The following is a 19,235-nucleotide window of genomic DNA, read 5'->3' as shown; positions in this document are numbered from 1 at the left end:
TACCTCCATCCTGTCGCGCACAATCCACGAGGTGATTGATGCGCGCCAACTCGTCTGAACCAAAAGACACTGTCACAGCAGAACAACCGATCACACCCACCCGTCTGCGCTGGCTGGATCTGGTGAGCAAATACCGGCAACCCATCGGGCTGGCGGTCACCCTATTGTTGTTCGCCATCGCTCTGATCGCCTGTCGACACCTTCTGTTGGAGCTGGACCTCTACGCCCTCCACGACTCGATCCTGGAAGTGCCCAAACCGGCCTTGCTCGGCGCGTTTGCGGCGGCCGTCGCCGGTTTCATCATTCTATTGGGCTACGAATTTTCCGGGGCGCGCTACGCGGGCGTGAACTTGCCCGCCAAGACCCTCGCCCTGGGCGGCTTTACGGCGTTTGCCATCGGCAATGCGATTGGCCTGTCGATGCTCTCCGGCGGTTCGGTGCGTTACCGTTTATATGCACGCCATGGCATCGGGGCTTCGGAAGTCGCCCGCATGACGGTGTTCGCCAGTCTGGCTCTCGGCACCGCACTGCCGCCACTGGCTGCATTGGCGACACTGAGCAACCTGCCCGCCGCATCGACTTACCTGCATTTGCCGCAGGCTGTGCTGGGCGGTATTGCTGGCGCGGTGCTGTTGTTATCGGCCGCGTTGTGCATCGGCATTTATCGCCGTCGCCTGCCGGAACAACCCTACCCGGACAACCTGTTGGTCAAAGCCGGCCGGCGCACCTTGCGCCTGCCGGGTCGCCGCCTGACGTTCCTGCAACTGATCATTACCGCGCTGGACGTGGCCGCCGCAGCGACCGTCCTATATATGTTGTTGCCGGAAGCGCCGCCGTTCGGTCCCTTCCTGCTGGTGTACCTGCTGGCCCTGGCCGCCGGCGTGCTCAGCCATGTGCCCGGCGGTGTGGGGGTATTCGAAGCGATCCTGCTGGCCGCCTTCGCCGACAAATTGGGCGCCGCGCCATTGGCCGCCGCCCTGCTGCTGTATCGCATGATCTACGTGGTGCTGCCGCTGCTGATCGCCTGCGTGTTCCTGTTGGTCAACGAAGCGCAGCGCCTGTTCCAGACCCAGCAAAGCCTGCGGGTCGCCTCGGGGCTGGCAGCGCCAGTACTGGCCGTCCTGGTTTTTTTGTCCGGCGTGGTCCTGCTGTTCTCTGGCGCCACGCCCGAAATCGACTCACGCCTGGAAAACATCGGCTTCCTGATTCCCCACCGCCTGATTGATGCTTCGCACTTTGGCGCCAGCCTGATCGGTGTGCTGTGCCTGTTGCTGGCCCAGGGTCTGCGCCGACGCTTGTCGGCTGCCTGGATGCTGACCATGGTGTTGCTGCTGGTGGGCGCCCTGCTCTCGCTGCTCAAGGGTTTCGACTGGGAAGAAGCCAGCCTGATGACCATGACCGCGATCCTGCTGGCCATCTTCCGGCGCTCTTTCTATCGTGCCAGCCGCCTCACCGAACTGCCCTTCTCGCCGCTGTACTTGGTGGCCAGTGTCTGCGTGCTGGGGGCATCGATCTGGTTGCTGCTGTTCGCTTATCAAGACGTGCCTTACAGCCATCAGCTGTGGTGGCAGTTCACCCTGGACGCCAACGCCCCACGCGGCCTGCGTTCGCTGCTGGGCGCCGCCGTGGTGCTGGTGATCGTGTCGCTGACCTGGCTGCTGCGTACCGCCCGGCCGGTGATCCACTTGCCGACACCGGACGAACTGGAGCGCGCCAGCAAGATCCTGATGGCCTCGTCCCAGCCCGACGGCGGCCTGGCGCTCACCGGCGACAAAGCGCTGCTGTTCCATCCCAATGATGAAGCTTTCCTCATGTACGCCCGTCGCGGCCGCAGCCTGGTAGCCTTGTACGACCCGATCGGCCCGACCCAGCAACGGGCGGAGATGATCTGGCAGTTCCGCGACCTGTGCGACATCCACCACGCGCGCCCGGTGTTCTATCAGGTACGAGCGGAAAACCTGCCCTACTATATGGACATCGGCCTCACTGCGATCAAGTTGGGCGAAGAAGCCCGCGTCGACCTGAAACGCTTTGACCTGGAAGCCAAGGGCAAAGAGATGAAGGACCTGCGCTACACCTGGAACCGTGGCTCGCGGGACGGCCTGTCCCTGGAGATCTGCGAACCGGGTACCGCGCCAATGGACGAGCTGAGGGTGATCTCCGACGCTTGGCTGACCGGCAAGAACGTACGAGAAAAGGGCTTTTCCCTGGGACGCTTCAGCGACGACTACCTCAAGCACTTTCGTATCGCGATCATTCGCTTCGAAGGGCGCCCAGTGGCCTTCGCCAACCTGCTCGAGACCTACAACCACGACCTGGCCAGTCTCGATCTGATGCGCGCTCACCCGGACGCGCCCAAGCTGACCATGGAATTCATGATGGTCGGCCTGATTCAACACTATAAGAGTCACGGCTACGCCCGCTTCAGCCTCGGCATGGTGCCGTTGTCGGGCCTGCAACCACGACGCGGCGCCCCACTGACCCAGCGCCTGGGTTCGATGGTGTTCCGTCGTGGCGAGCAACTGTATAACTTCCAAGGCTTGCGCCGCTTCAAAGACAAGTTCCAGCCTGACTGGGAACCCCGTTACATGGCCGTGCCCGCAGGACTTGATCCGCTGGTGGCACTGGCCGATACCGCCGCCCTGATCGCGGGCGGCTTGACTGGATTGGTGAAACGCTGATGATTCGACGCTCCTGGCGGTATGTATTGGCCTTCGTAGTGCTGCTCGCCCTGGTCCTGGGTGGCGGCTATTGGTACTGGAACCGTCCTGCCCCGCAGCCGACCCTGGAGCAACTGCCCCAGGCCGACGGTTCGGTGATGACCCGCGTCACCCCGTACGGCACGCCGAAAGCACGCGTCGCGGTGGCCGTGATGCCTGATGAAATGCTGACCGACAGCCAACTGATTGCCTTGAGCCAAGGCGGCAAGGCGCAGATTGTCCAGGTGATCCTGCCCAAGGACGACTGCAAGCTGCAGGAACAAGCGCTGCAAGGCGCCCTGAGCCAACTCAAGGGCCCAGCCACCCTGGTCAGCGGCATCGGCCCTGGCGCCGCTCTCGCCTGGCGCTGGCTGGCCACCCAGAACGACGATAAGGCCAACGCCATCTCCGTTGGCTTCGCCCTGGTCCAGGAAGGCTGCAAAGACCCACTGCCAAAGACAGCCGCACACGGCAATTGGCTGGTGGCCTGGAACGACAACCCTGACGATGAAAGCGCCAGTTTCGTACGCGATACGCCGCGCGCCACCACCAGCATCAGCGACTACGACATTCACTACCCACAAGTGCTGAACAACGAGCTGCGCAAGCAATTGGTAGGTTCGGACAACGGCGGCCTGGCGATTCCGGTGGTGGAAGTCCCGGCCGGCCAAGCGAAAGATACCGTCACCCTGTTCCTCTCCGGCGATGGCGGTTGGCGCGACCTGGACCGCGACGTGGCCGGCGAAATGGCCAAGATCGGCTACCCAGTGGTGGGTATCGATACCCTGCGCTACTACTGGCAGCACAAGACGCCGGAACAAAGCGCCAAGGACCTCACCGAACTGATGCAGCACTACCGTCAGAAATGGGGCACCAAGCGCTTCGTGCTGACCGGTTATTCGTTCGGTGCCGATGTGTTGCCAGCCATCTACAACCGTCTGCCGGAAAACGAGCAGCAGCGTGTCGATGCGATTATCTTGCTGGCCTTCGCGCGCACGGGCAGCTTCGAAATTGAAGTAGAAGGTTGGCTGGGTAACGCCGGCAAAGAAGCCGCCACGGGCCCGGAAATGGCCAAGCTGCCGCCCGAGAAAGTGGTGTGCATCTACGGGGCGGAAGAAGTCGACGAGAGCGGCTGCACGGACAAGACTGCGGTGGGTGAAGCGTTGAAGTTACCCGGTGGGCATCACTTTGATGAGAACTATCCGGCGCTGGCCAAGCGCTTGGTGGATATCATCGTGAAGCACCAAGCCAAGTAATTTAAGACCGTACGCAGATAAAAATGTGGGAGCGGGCTTGCCCGCGAACGCGGTGGACCAGTCACAGGAACATTGACTGACACGCCGTATTCGCGGGCAAGCCCGCTCCCACAGTTGTCTGGTGGTGCCGCTGAACGCTAGCGCGGTTCGATGTGGGCAATCATCAGTTGCACGGTTTCATTCCCACGAAACTCGTTCACATCCAGCTTGTACGCCAACTCCACCCACCGCACGGTCGGATTCGGCCAGACCTCTCGGTCCACCCCAAACGCAATGCCATCGAGCTTTACGGACCCGCATTCGCTCTTGAGCACCACCTTCAGGTGCCGCTCCCCCACCACGCGCTGTTCGACCAGTTGAAACACGCCGTGAAACAACGGCTCGGGGAAGTGCTGCCCCCACGGTCCGGCATGCCGCAACGCGCGGGCCAGCTCCAGATGAAACTCTTCCACCGCCAGGGTGCCGTCGGACAACAAGCGTCCGGTCAGGTCTTCTTCACGCAGTTGGCGACGCACTTCAGCATCAAAAGCTTCGGCAAAGAGTGGGAAGTTTTCCTCAGGCAACGTCAGCCCCGCCGCCATGGCGTGGCCGCCGTATTTGGTGATCAGGTTGGGATGCTGACTCGCGACCACCGCCAGGGCATCGCGGATATGAAACCCCTGCACAGAGCGCCCTGAGCCCTTGAGCAAGCCATCACCGGCGTCGGCGAAGGCGATGGTCGGGCGGAAGTAACGTTCTTTCATACGCGACGCGAGAATCCCGATCACGCCTTGATGCCATTCCGGATCGAACAGGCACAAGCCGTAAGGCATGGACTCCACCGGCAAGTCCTTGAGCTGGGCCAGGGCCTCGCGCTGCATACCCTGCTCGATCGACTTGCGGTCCTGGTTCATGCCGTCCAGTTGCGCGGCCATTTCCCGCGCTGCGGCGAAGTCGGTGGTGAGCAGGCATTCGATACCCAGGCTCATGTCATCCAGGCGCCCGGCGGCGTTCAAGCGCGGGCCAAGGATAAAACCCAGGTCGGTGGAGGTGATACGCGCAGCATCACGCTTGGCCACTTCCAAAATCGCCTTGATCCCCGGCCGCGCGCGTCCGGCGCGGATACGCTCCAGGCCTTGATGCACCAGGATGCGGTTGTTGGCGTCCAGGGGCACTACGTCGGCGACGCTGCCCAGGGCAACCAGGTCGAGCAATTCACCGATGTTGGGTTGTGGCGTGTTGTCGTACCAGCCCAAGCTGCGCAGGCGCGCACGCAGCGCCATCAGCACATAGAAAATCACGCCCACGCCGGCCAAGGCTTTGCTCGGGAATTCACAGCCAGGCTGGTTCGGGTTGACGATGGCATCCGCCGCTGGCAACTCATCGCCGGGCAAGTGGTGGTCCGTCACCAGCACCTGCAACCCCGCCGCCTTCGCCGCCGCCACGCCTTCGACGCTGGAGATGCCGTTGTCCACCGTGATCAGCAACTGCGGCGCGCGCTGCAGCGCCACGGCGACGATTTCCGGGGTGAGGCCGTAGCCGTATTCGAAACGGTTGGGCACCAGGTAGTCGACATGGGCCGCACCGAGCAAACGCAAGCCCAGGGTGCCCACGGTGCTGGCGGTGGCGCCATCGGCGTCAAAGTCGCCGACGATAAGGATGCGCTGGCGCTGCTCTAACGCCGTCACCAGCAGGTCCACCGCCGCGTCGATGCCCTTGAGCTGCTGGTAGGAGATCAACCGCGCCAGGCTTTTGTCCAGCTCGGCTTCGGACTGCACTCCGCGTGCGGCGTAGAGACGGGTCAGCAGTGGCGGCAATTCACCGAGAAACGGCAGGACGGCGGGCAACGGGCGAGGATCGATACGCATGGGGTGACGGAGACTTCTCTTCTGAAACGGAAATAAAACAGGTGACCGGCGGCGATCCAATCAACCGCGTTCGCCGACCAACCACTGCAACTGCACTTCATGCTGGCCACGATCGTCAGTAACGAACAGGGTGCCTTCGCTGATCATTACGTCCCACTTGATGACGCGGGGCATGTCCTTGGCCAGGGTCTCCAAGACCTCCTGGGGCACGGCGGCGATGTGTACGTTTTTCAGGTTATTCGCCACCGGCACCACCTTGCCTTCCCACACGCGCAAGCTGCCGTAGGCCAGCAGGCTGGTACGTTCGGTGCGACGCGAGCACCAGGTGAGGCGGTCGGCATCAGGCTGGCCGACTTCGATCCAGTGCAGAACCCGGTCATCCAGGCTTTTTTCCCACAGGGCTGGCTCGTCTACATCTGACAGGCCACGGCCAAACGACAATTGCTCGTTGTACCAGAGGGCGTAGGCCAGCAGACGCACGGTCATGCGCTCTTCGGTTTCCGACGGGTGGCGGGCGATGGTCTGTTTGACACTCTCGTACACCGAGCGATCAAGGTCGGTGAGGTTGAGTTCGAATTTGTAGGTCGTGGACGGCTGGGCCATGAACGGGCTTCTAGAGACAGGGAAAGGCGGTCAGTCTAACCGATGGCGAGGCGATTCAACGAATCCTGCGCTGCCCTGGTCTACTCGCCTATGTTAAAAGGCATCACACCAACACCCTGCGCAGACAAGGATCCTCATGTCGTTCAACGCCAAACCGCTTGCCGGCCTCAAAGTCATCGAACTCGGTACCCTGATCGCCGGCCCGTTTGCCTCACGCATCTGTGCGGAATTCGGCGCCGAGGTGATCAAGGTCGAATCGCCTGACGGCGGCGACCCGCTGCGCAAATGGCGCAAGCTGTATGAAGGCACCTCGCTGTGGTGGTTCGTGCAGGCGCGCAACAAAAAGTCGCTGACCCTCAACCTCAAGCACCCGGACGGCCTGGCGATCCTCAAGCAGTTACTGGCGGACGCCGACATCCTCATCGAAAACTTCCGCCCTGGCGTACTGGAAAAGCTCGGCCTGAGCTGGGAGACCCTGCATGCCCTTAACCCCAAGCTGGTGATGGTACGTCTCTCTGGCTTTGGCCAAACCGGACCGATGAAAGATCAGCCGGGGTTCGGTGCGGTGGGTGAGTCCATGGGCGGGCTGCGCTATATCACTGGTTTTGAAGACCGCCCGCCAGTGCGTACCGGGATTTCCATCGGCGACTCGATTGCCGCGTTGTGGGCGGTGATCGGCGCACTGATGGCGCTGCGTCATCGCGAAGTCAACGGAGGCCAGGGCCAGGTGGTGGATGTGGCGCTGTATGAAGCCATATTCGCCATGATGGAAAGCATGATCCCGGAGTTTGACGTGTTCGGCTTTATTCGCGAACGCACCGGCAACATCATGCCCGGCATCACACCGTCATCGATCCACACCAGCGCCGACGGCAAGCATGTGCAGATCGGCGCCAATGGCGATGCGATCTTCAAGCGCTTCATGCTTGCCATCGGTCGTGAGGATTTGGCCAATGATCCAGAGCTTGCCAGCAATGACGGGCGTGATGGTCGTCGCGATGAGCTGTACGGGGTGATTGATCGCTGGGTCAACTCGCTGTCGCTGGATCAGGTGGTCGAGCAGCTGAACCAGGCCGAGGTCCCCGCCAGCCGCATCTACAGCGCCGAGGACATGCTGGGAGACCCGCAATTTCTTGCGCGGGAGATGTTCCTCAAGGCCAAGCTGCCCGGTGGCAAGGATTTCAAGATGCCGGGCATCGTGCCCAAGCTGTCGGACACACCGGGCAGCTGCGAGTGGGTCGGGCCGCAACTGGGTGAGCACAACAACGTGCTGCTCAATGAGTTGGGCTACGACGAAGCAGCGATCACGCGCCTGCGTGAACAAGGCGCGATCTGATGGCGTGTCCACGCTAATGCTGCGTCGCTGGCTCCTGGGCCTGTGCGGCCCTTGGCTGGTGTGTTTGCCGCTGGCATCCCAGGCGGCCGAAACCTTGACCTGGCTGATCCGCGACCTGCCGCCGCTGACCATCTTCGACGGCCCGCAAAAAGGCCAGGGCGCCATCGACGAATTGCTGCCGATGCTGATGGAACGCCTGCCCGAGTACCGGCACAAGGTGCTGCACGTCAACCGCGCACGCGGCTTGCAGATGCTCCAGGCACCCGCCTTCACCTGCGACCCCACCATGCTGTGGACCGCAGAGCGGGCCAAGTGGGTGGTGTATTCGCGCCCGGCGTTTTCCATCGTCAGCAACGGCGTGGTGGTGCGCCAGGATCGCCGTGAGGTGCTGGCGCCGCTGGTCGCTCAGGAACGGGTCGACCTGACGGCGATCCTGCAGGATGACCACACCCGGCTGGGCGTTGTCGCCGAGCGCAGCTACGGTGCGTTCATCGATGGCGTGCTGGAACACACCGACGCCCACAAACGCGTGATGCACTACGGCAACGATGCGTTGGGTAGCCTGCTGCAAATGCAACGCCTGGGGCGGTTGGAGGCAGTGCTGGGCTATTGGACCGAAATCCGCTATCACGCCCTGCACCAGGGTATCGACCCGCAGGCCTTGGCGTTCTATCCGATTGCCGGTGCCACGCCCTATCAGCGTATCCATATCGGTTGCTCGGACACGCCCCAGGGTCACCAGGCGATCCAGCGCATCAACCAGGTAGTGGGTGAACTACCGCAGGCTCAGCTACTGCACGCCTACGCCGCCTGGCTGGATCCGGCACTGCGTGCGCAGTATTTGCACGACCATCCGCTGTTCTACCAGGACGCGCCTTGACAAATCCCGGGCAAAAAGAAACCCCGGAGCGTGGGGAGACACTTCGGGGTTAAACGTGATCAGTAAAGACCAGTACAACAAGCCACAAACACCGGAGCACAATGCTTGCTCTTGCTGTTACGAAATCTGACCGACCACAGTGTAGGAAGTTTCCACAGCTAAACAATTCTTCATGCGGCAGTGGCGCTGCGGGTCTGGGCTGCGTTGCGCAAGGCTGCAATGACCGAGGGTTCCAGACGCCCTTCAGCAATTTTGATGTCGCGCAGCAGGCAATCCACGACATCCACCAGCATGCGTTTGTCCATCAATTGGGCGCGGTCGACTTCACGCTCGACCACGATGGCGCCGCCAGGATTCTTCACGGATACCAGGCACTCGTCCTGCACACCAGAGGTGGTCAGCGTAACCTGATAGGGGCTCAGTGCTTCTTCGAGCAATAGGCTGATACTTTCCATCTCGATCACCACTCAATAGTTCGGGAACAATCGTTTCAACGGGAGCTGCATCTATCCTAAGTGACTGTTTGTGACGTAGGAAAGTTCGCTTTATCGTCTTTATGGGGCCGTCAGGGGGTGACGGATTCCAGCATGCGCTTGCAACATGACAGGGAAAAAACGGCTGCCCATAAACAAAAAACGCCGCGGCCCAAAGGAAGGGCAAGCGGCGTTTTTGTTTGCGCGATTCGCCTTACAAAGGCTTACCACGGTTGCCGTGCTGGCTCACAAACGCCTGCACCGCCTTCAAGTCGTTCGGCAACACTGTGCAACGCTCTTCACGCTCGAACAGGTCAGCCAGGTGCACCGGCAACTCCAGCGCCTTGCCAACGCCGGCCTTCTCCACCGCTTCCGGGAATTTGACCGGGTGTGCAGTACCGAGGATCACCATCGGGATGTCCAGGCTGCGACGGCACTCACGGGCAGCCTTCACGCCGATGGCGGTGTGTGGGTCAAGCAGCTCGCCGGTCTGGGCGTAGACTTCTGCGATGGTTTCGCAGGTCTGGGCGTCATCCACGGCCAGGGAGTCGAACAGCTTGCGGGTTTCGGTCCAGCGCTCTTCGTCAACGCTGAAACCGCCGCCGCTCTTGAAGTTATCCATCAGGCCGGCAATGGCCGCGCCGTTACGACCGTGCATGTCGAACAGCAGGCGTTCGAAGTTCGACGAGACCATGATGTCCATGGACGGCGACAGGGTCGCGTGCAGGGTTTCCTTGACGTACTGGTTGCCACTCATGAAGCGGTGCAGGATGTCGTTGCGGTTGGTAGCAACGATCAACTGGTTGATCGGCAGGCCCATGTTGCGCGCCAGGTAACCGGCGAAGATGTCGCCGAAGTTGCCGGTCGGCACCGAGAACGATACCGAACGCGCCGGACCGCCCAACTGCAGGGACGCGTGGAAGTAGTAAACGATCTGGGCCATGATCCGCGCCCAGTTGATCGAGTTCACCGCCACCAGGCGCGTCCCCTTCAGGAAGCTCTGGTCAGCGAAGCTGTTCTTGACCATTTCCTGGCAGTCATCGAAATTGCCTTCGATCGCGATGTTGTGGATGTTTTCACCAAAGATGGTGGTCATCTGGCGACGCTGCACTTCCGACACGCGCTTGTGCGGGTGCAGGATGAAGATGTCGACGTTTTCGCAGTGCTTGCACCCTTCGATGGCCGCCGAGCCGGTGTCACCGGAGGTGGCGCCGATGATCACCACGCGCTCGCCGCGCTTCTCCAGCACGTAGTCGAGCAGGCGACCCAGCAGTTGCAGGGCAAAATCCTTGAACGCCAGGGTCGGGCCGTGGAACAGCTCCAGGACCCACTCATTGCCATTCAGTTGACGCAGCGGTGCGATGGCGTTGTGGGAAAACACGCCATAGGTTTCTTCCAGAATCTTTTTAAAGTCCGCATCCGGAATGCTACCGGTGACGAACGGGCGCATCACCCGGAACGCCAGTTCGTGGTACGGCAGGCCGGCCCACGAAGCGATTTCTTCCTGGGTGAAGCGTGGCAGGTTTTCCGGCACGTACAGGCCGCCGTCAGTGGCAAGGCCTGCCAGCAGAACGTCTTCGAAATTCAGGGCCGGTGCCTGGCCGCGGGTGCTGATATAACGCATGACTGGCTCCTCTAGAGCATTCTTGAACAAGGGCCGCCGAACCTGCGGGGCCCTTGCAGCAAAACCATTAGTTCAGGTGTTCGACGCGGATCCGCACCACCGGGCCGACCACGCCTTGCAGGGCTTCCAGGGCGGCGATGGCATCGTTGATGTGTTGCTCGAGCACGCGGTGGGTCAGCAGGATCATCGGCACCTGGCCGTTTTGCTCCTCGACTTCCTTCTGCATGATCGACTCGATGTTGATACCGCGCTCCGACAGGATGCTCGCCACCTGGGCCAACACGCCCGGGTGATCCTGGGCCTGGATGCGCAGGTAGTAAGCGCTTTCGCAGGCTTCGATCGGCAGGATCGGGTGGGCCGACAACGAATCCGGCTGGAAGGCCAGGTGCGGCACGCGGTTTTCCGGGTCGCTGGTCATGGCGCGAACCACGTCGACCAGGTCGGCGATCACCGACGAAGCGGTGGGCTCCATGCCGGCGCCGGCGCCGTAGAACAACGTCGAACCTGCCGCATCACCGTTGACCATCACGGCGTTCATCACGCCATTGACGTTGGCGATCAGGCGGTCGGCCGGGATCAGGGTCGGGTGCACACGCAGCTCGATACCCGCCGGTGTGCTACGCGCCACGCCCAGGTGCTTGATGCGGTAGCCCAGGGCTTCGGCGTAGTTCACGTCGGCGGTGGTCAGCTTGGTGATGCCTTCGGTGTAGGCCTTGTCGAACTGCAGCGGGATACCAAAGGCAATGGACGCCAGGATGGTCAGCTTGTGCGCCGCGTCGATCCCTTCCACGTCGAAGGTCGGGTCGGCTTCGGCGTAACCCAGGGCCTGGGCTTCGGCCAGCACGTCTTCGAAGGTACGGCCCTTCTCGCGCATTTCGGTGAGGATGAAGTTGCCGGTGCCGTTGATGATGCCGGCCACCCAGTTGATGCGGTTGGCGGACAGGCCTTCACGGATCGCCTTGATCACCGGGATGCCACCGGCCACGGCGGCTTCGAACGCAACAATCACGCCCTTCTCACGCGCCTTGGCGAAGATCTCGTTGCCGTGCACGGCAATCAGCGCCTTGTTGGCGGTGACCACGTGCTTGCCGTTCTCGATGGCCTTGAGCACCAGCTCACGGGCCACGGTGTAACCGCCGACCAGTTCGATGACGATATCGATTTCAGGGTTGGTGGCAACGGCGAAGACATCGTTGGTAATCGCAATACCGGTCGTTTCGAACTGAGGCTTTGGCGAACGCGTGGCAATCTGCGCCACTTCAATCCCGCGACCTGCACGGCGGGAAATTTCCTCAGCGTTACGCTGAAGTACGTTGAAGGTGCCGCCACCGACGGTCCCTAACCCACAGATGCCTACTTTGACCGGTTTCACTGAAGAACTCCCCATGAAACGGCCGACGCTAGGTCGGCCGTGGAAAACAGCCGCACGACTGCGGCTTTCAATTAATGGCCCGCCGACTTATCCGCGAGCCATGATCGTCAAAGGTTCGACGATGCTGGTTTATTTGGCACTCAGCGCCAGTTTGGCAACTTGTGGCGCTGGCTGGTAGCCCGGAATCACTTGGCCGTCCGCCAAAACGATAGCCGGCGTACCGTTCACGCCGATGGACTGGCCCAGGGCGAACTGCTTGGAAACCGGGTTGGCACATTTGGCCGCCTTGATTTCCTTGCCGTCGACCATCTTGTCCATGGCCGCTTTCTTGTCGGCCGAGCACCACACCGCTTGCAACTGCTCGTCACCCGGCGAGCCCAGGCCCTGGCGCGGGAACGCGACGTAGCGGACTTCCACGCCCAGCTTGTTCAGCGCAGGCACTTCGGCGTGCAGCTTGTGGCAGTACGGGCAGGTGGTGTCGGTGAACACGGTGATATGAGTCTTGGTCTCGCCGATGGCCGGGTAAACCACGGTTTCCGCTACCGGAATGCCGTTGATCAGCTTGGACACGCCCAGGCGCTCGGCTTTCTCGGTCAGGTTGACCGGCTTGCCGTCCTTCAGCTGGAACAGGTAGCCCTGGACGATGTACTGGCCGTCGGCACTGGCATACAGCACGCGGCTGCCCTTGAGCTTGACTTCATACAGGCCGGCCATCGGGCTGGCGCTGATGCTTTCGATCGGGGTATCGAGTTGCAGGTTGGCCAGGCTCTTGCGGATGGTCTGCTCGGCAGCGTCATCGGCGAACGCAAAGGTGGAAACCAACGCAATGGCTGCGGCGGCAATAATCTGGGTCAAGCGCATGGGAACTCCTGAAGGCAGATGCAGGGACGGGAAGGAATACTGCTTGGAAAAACACAGCGCTGGGCCGTCCCCTTTGCTAACCGGCAAAGCCTACCACAGTTGGGCCGCAGGGCAGCCCGTGGCGGGACAAATTGGCGGTTTTCAGCCTCGCGGGTGGTGCTTGGCGTGCATATCCTGCAAGCGTGCACGCGCCACGTGGGTGTAGATCTGGGTTGTGGATAAGTCGCTGTGCCCAAGCAGCATTTGCACCACGCGCAAATCCGCCCCGTGGTTGAGCAAATGCGTGGCGAACGCATGGCGCAACGTGTGGGGCGACAAGGCCTTGCCGATGCCGGCGACCTTGGCCTGGTGCTTGATGCGGTGCCAGAACGTCTGCCGGGTCATCTGCTCGCCGCGCAGGCTGGGAAACAACACGTCGCTGGGGCGTCCGCCAAGCAGCTCACTGCGGGCATCACGCATGTAGCGCTCGACCCACACAATCGCCTCCTCGCCCATGGGCACCAGTCGCTCCTTGCTACCCTTGCCCATCACCCGCAGCACGCCCTGACGCAGGTTGACTTGCTCCAGGGTCAGGCTGATCAACTCGGTCACCCGTAGGCCGCAGGCGTACAGCACTTCGAGCATCGCGCGGTCGCGCTGGCCGATGGCTTCGCTCAGGTCCGGGGCCGCCAACAAGGCTTCCACGTCGGCTTCTGACAGAGATTTAGGAAGAGGCCTACCTAGTTGAGGCATGTCGACTTGGAGAGTCGGATCGACTGCTATCAGTTTTTCACGCAACAGATAGCGATAAAAGCCACGCACCCCAGAGAGAAATCTTGCGGTGGAACGGGGCTTGTAGTTTTGCTCAAGGCGCCAGGCCAGGTGGTCGAGAATCAGCTCACGGCCAGCGTTGACCAACTCAAGGTTTTTTTCCTGCAGCCAGCCGTTGAACAGGGCCAGGTCGCTGCGGTAAGCCTGACGCGTGTTGTCCGACAGGCCTTTTTCCAGCCACAGGGCGTCGAGGAAGCGGTCGATCAGGGGGTGGTCAATGGCGGGCATATGGGCTCAAGCTGATGACTGGAGTGTCGGGTAGATCCTATCGCAGGCAAGCCAGCTCCCACATGGGTTTTGTGTCTTGCCTGATCGATTGAACAACACTGATTCAATGTGGGCGCTGGCTTGCCTTCGACAGCGGTTCAGGATCAGTCAACAAACCCAGGCAATACCGGGACAGGCCGCTTGTCGGCATCAATCGCGACAAAGCTGAACACGCCCTGGATCGCCTTTTCGCGACCATCAGCACTCATGCTCTCGACGAATACTTCCACCTCGACCTTGAGGCTGGTGTTACCGACTTTGATCACACGGCCAATCAGCTCAACGATGGAGCCTGCCGGGATCGCGTGATTGAAGTCGATACGGTCAGTAGACACCGTTACCAGCGGCAAGCGGCAAAAGCGCGTGGCGGTAATGAACGACACTTCATCCATCCACGCCAAGGCGGTGCCGCCAAACAAGGTGTTGTGGTGGTTGGTGGTCGGCGGAAAAACGGCCTTGGTCACGTGAGTCACGGAAAGGTCGGTACGGCGCTGGATTTCTTCGAAGCGGGTGGTCATGCATAAATACCGGTAAATAGACAAATTTCAGGCACAAAAAAGCAGCCCGTAGGCTGCTTTTTTCTGCATCGGGAAGCTGGACTTAAGCCAGTTTTTCCTTGATGCGAGCTGCTTTACCGGACAGGTCACGCAGGTAGTACAGCTTGGCTTTACGTACGTCACCGCGACGCTTGACGGCCATGCTGTCGATTTGCGGGCTGTAGGTCTGGAAAGTACGCTCTACGCCAACACCGTTGGAGATTTTACGAACAGTGAAAGCACTGTTCACACCACGGTTACGCTTGGCGATTACCACGCCTTCGAACGCTTGCAGACGCGAACGGTCGCCTTCCTTCACTTTCACCTGAACGACAATGGTGTCGCCCGGGGCAAAGGTAGGGATCTCTTTGGTCATCTGCTCTGCTTCGAGTGCAAGGATGATTTTGTTAGTCATGCTGTGCTCCTAAGGTAAGTCAATGGACCTACCATCGATACGTTGTTAACTATCGTCCCGCGCGAGGATGTATTCCTCGAGCAGCTTCTTCTCTTCTCCAGAAAGCGAGCGGCTTTCCAGAAGATCGGCGCGTCGTTCATAGGTCCGACCAAGGGACTGCTGTAAACGCCAACGCCGGATGTGTGCGTGATTGCCACTTAGCAATACGTCGGGAACACGCTGATCCGCATACACCTCCGGTCGGGTGTAGTGCGGGCAATCCAGCAAACCATCCGTGAAGGAGTCTTCCTCCGCGGAGTCCGCATGCCCTAAAGCTCCAGGCAGCAGTCGTGTAACCGCATCTATCAGGACCATCGCCGGCAGCTCGCCGCCAGACAGAACATAGTCCCCAATCGACCACTCTTCATCGACATGAGCTTCAATAAACCGCTCGTCAATGCCTTCATAGCGACCGGCAATCAGGATCAGTGCTTCCTCATTCGCCAGTTCGCGCACCCCAGCCTGTTTCAGCTGACGGCCTTGAGGGGACAGGTAAATTACCTTCGCCTTCTCCCCGGCGGCGGCCTTGGCCTGAACCAATGCGTCTTCCAGGGGCTTGATCTTCATCACCATGCCCGGGCCACCGCCAAATGGGCGATCGTCCACAGTGTGATGTCGATCCGTCGTGTAGTCTCGCGGGTTCCAACAGGTGAGCTGCAACAGCCCCTGTTTCACCGCCCGACTGGTGATGCCGTACTCGCTGATGGCGGAAAACATCTCGGGAAACAAACTGATCACTTCAATGCGCAAATTAGCCACGCTTAGAAGTCCGCGTCCCATTCCACCTTCATCTCGCCCGCGGCCAGGTCGACGGCCAACACACATTGCGCCGTATAGGGCAACAGACGTTCGCGATCATCCAGGCTGCCAGCGCAAGGCTTGACCACCATTACATCATTGGCGCCGGTTTCCAGAAGATGATCGATTTTCCCGAACAATTGCCCGAGTTGATCAATAACCTTCAGACCTTCCAGCTGGTACCAGTAGTACTCGCCGTCGGTCAATTCAGGGAACAGGTTGCGCGGCACGCAGATCTCATAACCGGCCAGAAGACGAGCTTCCTCACGATCATCAAGACCCTTGAGCTTTGCGACCAGGAACTTATCGCTCCCGCGTCCACTGACCAGCTCAACCTGCTTCACACTACCCTCGCGCTTGAGCGTCCAGGTCTTGTACTGCAACAGGTTTTCAGTCGGATCAGTAAAGGAATACACCTTCACTTCGCCGCGAACGCCATGAACAGAGTAAATCTTGCCGATAACGATCAAATCATCAGCAACAGCTGGCGTCGCGTTCATATTGCTCAGGCTGCGGCCTTAGCCGAGTCCTTCAACAGTTTTGCTACGCGCTCGGATGGCTGTGCACCCACGCTCAGCCAGTAGGCTACGCGCTCTTGGTTCACGGACAGACGAACTTCTTGACCACGAGCAACAGGGTTGAAGAAACCAACCTGTTCCTTGTGCGAACCGTCGCGCGGGTTGCGGCTGTCGGTTACGGTCAAGTGGTAAAACGGGCGCTTTTTGGAGCCGCCAAGGGCAAGACGGATTGTTAGCATGTGAACATCGTTCCTGTAGTCGGTGCTGCAAATCTAAATGCACAGCGGGCATAGGTGCCCGAAAGGCCGCATATTCTAAGGAATATCCGGACTTTTGCAAATGTCTTTTTCTGGCGCCTATCAGCGTGCCACTCAGATCTGCTATAGAGCCGTCGGTTAAAACGGCGAGTCAGCGCCCGCCAACGGCGGGTTTGCTGGAGATCCCACGTCCCTGTGGGTCGGAGCGCAAGCGTGCTTGCGCGCGAATACTTTACATTTTCGGCATGCCACCGCCGGGCAACATACCGCCCATGCCGCGCATCATCTTGGCCATTCCGCCCTTGGCAGAGAATTTCTTCATCATCTTCTGCATCTGCTTGTGCTGCTTGATCAAGCGACCGATGTCCTGCACCTGGGTGCCGGAACCCATGGCGATCCGACGTTTGCGCGAACCGCTGATCAGCTCAGGGTCACGGCGCTCGGCCGGGGTCATGGAGTTGATGATGGCTTCCATCTGCTTGAATTGCTTCTCTGCCGCGCCCTGGGCATTGCCCATCTGCGCCAGGTTCACACCGCCGATGTTCGGCAGTTTGTCCATCAGGCCGCCGAGGCCGCCCATGTTCTTCATCTGCTGCAGCTGGTCGCGGAAGTCTTCGAGGTCGAAGCCCTTGCCCTTCTTCAGCTTCTTGGCCAGTTTGTCGGCCTTGTCCTTATCGAGCGTGGCTTCGGCCTGCTCGATCAGGCTGAGCACGTCGCCCATACCGAGGATGCGCGAAGCAATACGCTCAGGATGGAACGGTTCGAGCGCGTCGCTCTTCTCGCCCATACCGATGAACTTGATCGGTTTGCCGGTGATGGCACGCACCGACAGCGCAGCACCGCCACGGGCGTCACCGTCGACCTTGGTGAGGATCACACCGGTCAGGGGCAACGCGTCGCCGAAGGCCTTGGCGGTGTTGGCCGCATCCTGGCCGGTCATGGCGTCGACCACGAACAGCGTCTCGACCGGGTTGATCGCGGCATGCAACGCCTTGATCTCGCCCATCATCTCTTCGTCGATGTGCAGGCGACCGGCGGTATCGACGATGACCACGTCGATGAACTTGAGCTTGGCCTCTTTAATAGCCGCGTTGGCGATGTCGACCGGCTTCTGGCTCAGATCGGACGGGAAGAAGGTCACCCCTACTTCGCCAGCGAGCATTTCCAGCTGTTTAATAGCAGCCGGACGGTATACGTCGGCCGACACCACCATCACGGACTTCTTCTTGCGCTCTTTAAGGAAGCGCGCCAGCTTGCCGGCGGTGGTGGTCTTACCCGCACCTTGCAGACCGGCCATCAGCACAACGGCAGGTGGCACGGCACTGAGGTTCAGGTCTTCGTTGGCCGCGCCCATCAGGCTTTCGAGTTCGGCCTGGACGATCTTCACAAACGCCTGGCCCGGGGTCAGGCTGCGGGACACTTCGGTGCCCACCGCGCGCTCTTTGACCGAGTTGACGAAGTCCTTCACCACCGGCAAGGCCACGTCGGCTTCCAGCAACGCCATGCGCACTTCACGCAGGGTGTCTTTAATATTGTCCTCGGTCAGCTTGGCCTTGCCGGTTACATGGCGCAGCGTCTGCGAGAGACGGTCAGTCAGATTTTCAAACATGCGCGATCCTTTCAGGCCCTATTCATAGACCGAGGTAATGGCGGCCCAGGCTGTGGTAAATCGCTATTAAAAACAGCGCTCGGCGAGCCTGCGGCGTGGGCAGGTCGCGGATTATAGCGAAGACTGCCGCCATGCACACCCGCTGTCTGGCCTGAGAGTCTTTCGTGTTACGCGGGGGTATGCCAAACTCAGCGCCTTTCGGGCTTGCCTAACAGGATTTATGCTCCCTTTGTCACCCAGTTTGCTACCCAGCCTCGCCGCCGCCATCTTGTATGCCGCTGCGACTCTCTATCAGGGCACTCGTCTGGCCCAAGGCGCCAAGGCGGACAAACGCCTGCTCGTAGGCCTTGGCGTTCTCGCCCTGCTGGCCCATGCTGCCAGCCTGTTTACCCATTTGATGACACCCGTCGGCCTGGGCCTGGATTTTTTCAGCGCCGCCAGCCTGATCGCGGCCGCTGTCATCGCGCTGACCTTGCTGGCCTGCTACCGGATTCCCGTCGAGAATCTGCTGGTGCTGTTATTCCCGCTGGGAATGCTGACCGTGTTGATGGCGCAATTCGCCCCTACCGGCACGGTGCAGGTCATTGATGAAGAGCCGGGCATCCTCGCGCACATCCTGCTGTCGATCCTGGCGTACGGCATGTTCACCATCGCGGTGTTCCAGGCCCTGCTCCTGCTGCTGCAGGACCACCAGCTCAAGCACAAGCATCCCTCGGGGCTGATCAAGAACTTCCCGCCGCTGCAAACCATGGAAAGCCTGCTGTTCGGCTTCCTGTGGGCCGGTTGGACCCTGCTGTCACTGTCGCTGATCTCCGGCTGGCTGTTCGTCGAAAACCTGTTCGCCCAGCACCTGGTGCATAAGACCCTGCTGGCGTGTCTGGCCTGGGTGGTGTTCAGTGTGTTGCTGTGGGGCCGCAACCGGCTCGGCTGGCGCGGGCACAAGGCAATTCGCTGGACCCTGGCGGGCTTCTGCCTGCTGATGCTGGCCTATTTCGGCAGCAAGCTGGTCCGCGAATATATCCTGCACATCTGACG

18 protein-coding genes are annotated in these 19,235 nt (G+C 60.6%); 5 read left to right on the top strand and 13 right to left on the bottom strand.

All coding sequences use genetic code 11. The features are described from left to right. Positions 1-38: 38 nt before the first annotated feature. Positions 39-2,681, top strand: a complete 2,643-nt coding sequence (mprF, locus tag AC4PS7_RS26115; RefSeq protein ID WP_492179822.1) for a bifunctional lysylphosphatidylglycerol flippase/synthetase MprF — start codon at positions 39-41, stop codon at positions 2,679-2,681. After that, a complete protein-coding gene (locus AC4PS7_RS26110; RefSeq protein ID WP_010207995.1) occupies positions 2,681-3,955 on the top strand; it encodes a virulence factor family protein in 1,275 nt (424 codons plus the stop codon). Before mprF ends, AC4PS7_RS26110 begins: the two co-directional genes overlap by 1 nt. 137 nt (positions 3,956-4,092) lie before the next feature. Here AC4PS7_RS26110 and recJ read toward each other — a convergent pair whose 3' ends face one another. Continuing rightward, on the bottom strand, positions 4,093-5,802 hold the full coding sequence (recJ, locus tag AC4PS7_RS26105) for a single-stranded-DNA-specific exonuclease RecJ (protein ID WP_492179821.1): 1,710 nt from the start codon (positions 5,800-5,802) through the stop codon (positions 4,093-4,095). 60 nt (positions 5,803-5,862) lie between these two features. Then, positions 5,863-6,405 (bottom strand): YaeQ family protein, encoded by a 543-nt coding sequence (locus AC4PS7_RS26100; RefSeq protein ID WP_010207993.1) that lies wholly within the window; start codon positions 6,403-6,405, stop codon positions 5,863-5,865. A gap of 136 nt (positions 6,406-6,541) precedes the next feature. Between AC4PS7_RS26100 and AC4PS7_RS26095 the strand changes: the two genes are divergently transcribed. Both AC4PS7_RS26095 and AC4PS7_RS26090 read left to right on the top strand, forming a co-directional pair. After that, complete coding sequence (locus AC4PS7_RS26095) at positions 6,542-7,741, top strand: CaiB/BaiF CoA transferase family protein (RefSeq protein WP_021492258.1); 1,200 nt, start codon at positions 6,542-6,544, stop codon at positions 7,739-7,741. A gap of 16 nt (positions 7,742-7,757) precedes the next feature. Continuing rightward, the gene (locus tag AC4PS7_RS26090) at positions 7,758-8,621 is read left to right on the top strand and encodes a TIGR02285 family protein (RefSeq protein ID WP_044287820.1); all 864 of its coding nucleotides are present in this window, start codon (positions 7,758-7,760) and stop codon (positions 8,619-8,621) included. Positions 8,622-8,791: 170 nt separating this feature from the next. On the opposite strand, the gene AC4PS7_RS26085 is transcribed toward AC4PS7_RS26090, so the two are convergent. The 11 genes from AC4PS7_RS26085 to ffh all read right to left on the bottom strand — a co-directional run bounded on the left by AC4PS7_RS26085 (position 8,792) and on the right by ffh (position 18,200). Continuing rightward, on the bottom strand, positions 8,792-9,076 hold the full coding sequence (locus tag AC4PS7_RS26085) for a DUF3509 domain-containing protein (protein ID WP_010207990.1): 285 nt from the start codon (positions 9,074-9,076) through the stop codon (positions 8,792-8,794). 232 nt (positions 9,077-9,308) lie between these two features. Further along, positions 9,309-10,718 carry a threonine synthase gene (gene thrC, locus AC4PS7_RS26080; RefSeq protein WP_010207989.1) on the bottom strand — a complete coding sequence of 470 codons (1,410 nt, stop codon included), beginning with the start codon at positions 10,716-10,718 and terminating at the stop codon, positions 9,309-9,311. 67 nt (positions 10,719-10,785) lie between these two features. Then, positions 10,786-12,090, bottom strand: a complete 1,305-nt coding sequence (locus AC4PS7_RS26075) for a homoserine dehydrogenase (protein ID WP_010207988.1) — start codon at positions 12,088-12,090, stop codon at positions 10,786-10,788. A gap of 129 nt (positions 12,091-12,219) precedes the next feature. Continuing rightward, a complete protein-coding gene (locus AC4PS7_RS26070) occupies positions 12,220-12,951 on the bottom strand; it encodes a thioredoxin fold domain-containing protein (RefSeq protein WP_010207987.1) in 732 nt (243 codons plus the stop codon). A 141-nt stretch (positions 12,952-13,092) separates the two neighbouring features. Next, positions 13,093-13,989: a site-specific tyrosine recombinase XerD gene (xerD, locus tag AC4PS7_RS26065; RefSeq protein WP_010207986.1), complete on the bottom strand. Its 897-nt coding sequence runs from the start codon at positions 13,987-13,989 to the stop codon at positions 13,093-13,095. Positions 13,990-14,132: 143 nt separating this feature from the next. Continuing rightward, the gene (locus AC4PS7_RS26060; protein ID WP_010207985.1) at positions 14,133-14,546 is read right to left on the bottom strand and encodes an acyl-CoA thioesterase; all 414 of its coding nucleotides are present in this window, start codon (positions 14,544-14,546) and stop codon (positions 14,133-14,135) included. Positions 14,547-14,628: 82 nt separating this feature from the next. Next, positions 14,629-14,979 (bottom strand): 50S ribosomal protein L19, encoded by a 351-nt coding sequence (rplS, locus tag AC4PS7_RS26055; protein ID WP_003175895.1) that lies wholly within the window; start codon positions 14,977-14,979, stop codon positions 14,629-14,631. 45 nt (positions 14,980-15,024) lie between these two features. Continuing rightward, entirely contained in the window at positions 15,025-15,798 is a 774-nt protein-coding gene (gene trmD, locus AC4PS7_RS26050; RefSeq protein WP_016977714.1) for a tRNA (guanosine(37)-N1)-methyltransferase TrmD, read from the bottom strand. Further along, positions 15,780-16,316 (bottom strand): ribosome maturation factor RimM, encoded by a 537-nt coding sequence (gene rimM, locus AC4PS7_RS26045; protein ID WP_010207983.1) that lies wholly within the window; start codon positions 16,314-16,316, stop codon positions 15,780-15,782. The genes trmD and rimM overlap by 19 nt, the downstream gene beginning before the upstream one ends. 5 nt (positions 16,317-16,321) lie before the next feature. Continuing rightward, complete coding sequence (rpsP, locus tag AC4PS7_RS26040) at positions 16,322-16,573, bottom strand: 30S ribosomal protein S16 (protein ID WP_003175899.1); 252 nt, start codon at positions 16,571-16,573, stop codon at positions 16,322-16,324. Between the two features lie 250 nt (positions 16,574-16,823). Next, complete coding sequence (gene ffh, locus AC4PS7_RS26035; protein WP_010207982.1) at positions 16,824-18,200, bottom strand: signal recognition particle protein; 1,377 nt, start codon at positions 18,198-18,200, stop codon at positions 16,824-16,826. Between the two features lie 220 nt (positions 18,201-18,420). Between ffh and AC4PS7_RS26030 the strand changes: the two genes are divergently transcribed. Next, a complete protein-coding gene (locus tag AC4PS7_RS26030) occupies positions 18,421-19,233 on the top strand; it encodes a cytochrome C assembly family protein (RefSeq protein WP_016977712.1) in 813 nt (270 codons plus the stop codon). Positions 19,234-19,235: the final 2 nt, after the last annotated feature.

The sequence above is a fragment of the Pseudomonas sp. DW-iso3 genome, from assembly GCF_058725305.1.
Note: the sequence above shows the minus strand (reverse complement) of the source record. Positions and strands in the feature narration are given on the sequence as shown.

What these genes read in the sequence shown, in the direction of transcription:
- mprF (WP_492179822.1), top strand. Translation starts at nt 39, where the DNA reads ATGCGCGCCAACTCGTCTGAACCAAAAGACACTGTCACAGCAGAACAA.
- AC4PS7_RS26110 (WP_010207995.1), top strand. Translation starts at nt 2,681, where the DNA reads ATGATTCGACGCTCCTGGCGGTATGTATTGGCCTTCGTAGTGCTGCTC.
- recJ (WP_492179821.1), bottom strand. Translation starts at nt 5,802, where the DNA reads ATGCGTATCGATCCTCGCCCGTTGCCCGCCGTCCTGCCGTTTCTCGGT.
- AC4PS7_RS26100 (WP_010207993.1), bottom strand. Translation starts at nt 6,405, where the DNA reads ATGGCCCAGCCGTCCACGACCTACAAATTCGAACTCAACCTCACCGAC.
- AC4PS7_RS26095 (WP_021492258.1), top strand. Translation starts at nt 6,542, where the DNA reads ATGTCGTTCAACGCCAAACCGCTTGCCGGCCTCAAAGTCATCGAACTC.
- AC4PS7_RS26090 (WP_044287820.1), top strand. Translation starts at nt 7,758, where the DNA reads ATGCTGCGTCGCTGGCTCCTGGGCCTGTGCGGCCCTTGGCTGGTGTGT.
- AC4PS7_RS26085 (WP_010207990.1), bottom strand. Translation starts at nt 9,076, where the DNA reads ATGGAAAGTATCAGCCTATTGCTCGAAGAAGCACTGAGCCCCTATCAG.
- thrC (WP_010207989.1), bottom strand. Translation starts at nt 10,718, where the DNA reads ATGCGTTATATCAGCACCCGCGGCCAGGCACCGGCCCTGAATTTCGAA.
- AC4PS7_RS26070 (WP_010207987.1), bottom strand. Translation starts at nt 12,951, where the DNA reads ATGCGCTTGACCCAGATTATTGCCGCCGCAGCCATTGCGTTGGTTTCC.
- xerD (WP_010207986.1), bottom strand. Translation starts at nt 13,989, where the DNA reads ATGCCCGCCATTGACCACCCCCTGATCGACCGCTTCCTCGACGCCCTG.
- AC4PS7_RS26060 (WP_010207985.1), bottom strand. Translation starts at nt 14,546, where the DNA reads ATGACCACCCGCTTCGAAGAAATCCAGCGCCGTACCGACCTTTCCGTG.
- rplS (WP_003175895.1), bottom strand. Translation starts at nt 14,979, where the DNA reads ATGACTAACAAAATCATCCTTGCACTCGAAGCAGAGCAGATGACCAAA.
- trmD (WP_016977714.1), bottom strand. Translation starts at nt 15,798, where the DNA reads ATGGGACGCGGACTTCTAAGCGTGGCTAATTTGCGCATTGAAGTGATC.
- rimM (WP_010207983.1), bottom strand. Translation starts at nt 16,316, where the DNA reads ATGAACGCGACGCCAGCTGTTGCTGATGATTTGATCGTTATCGGCAAG.
- rpsP (WP_003175899.1), bottom strand. Translation starts at nt 16,573, where the DNA reads ATGCTAACAATCCGTCTTGCCCTTGGCGGCTCCAAAAAGCGCCCGTTT.
- ffh (WP_010207982.1), bottom strand. Translation starts at nt 18,200, where the DNA reads ATGTTTGAAAATCTGACTGACCGTCTCTCGCAGACGCTGCGCCATGTA.
- AC4PS7_RS26030 (WP_016977712.1), top strand. Translation starts at nt 18,421, where the DNA reads ATGCTCCCTTTGTCACCCAGTTTGCTACCCAGCCTCGCCGCCGCCATC.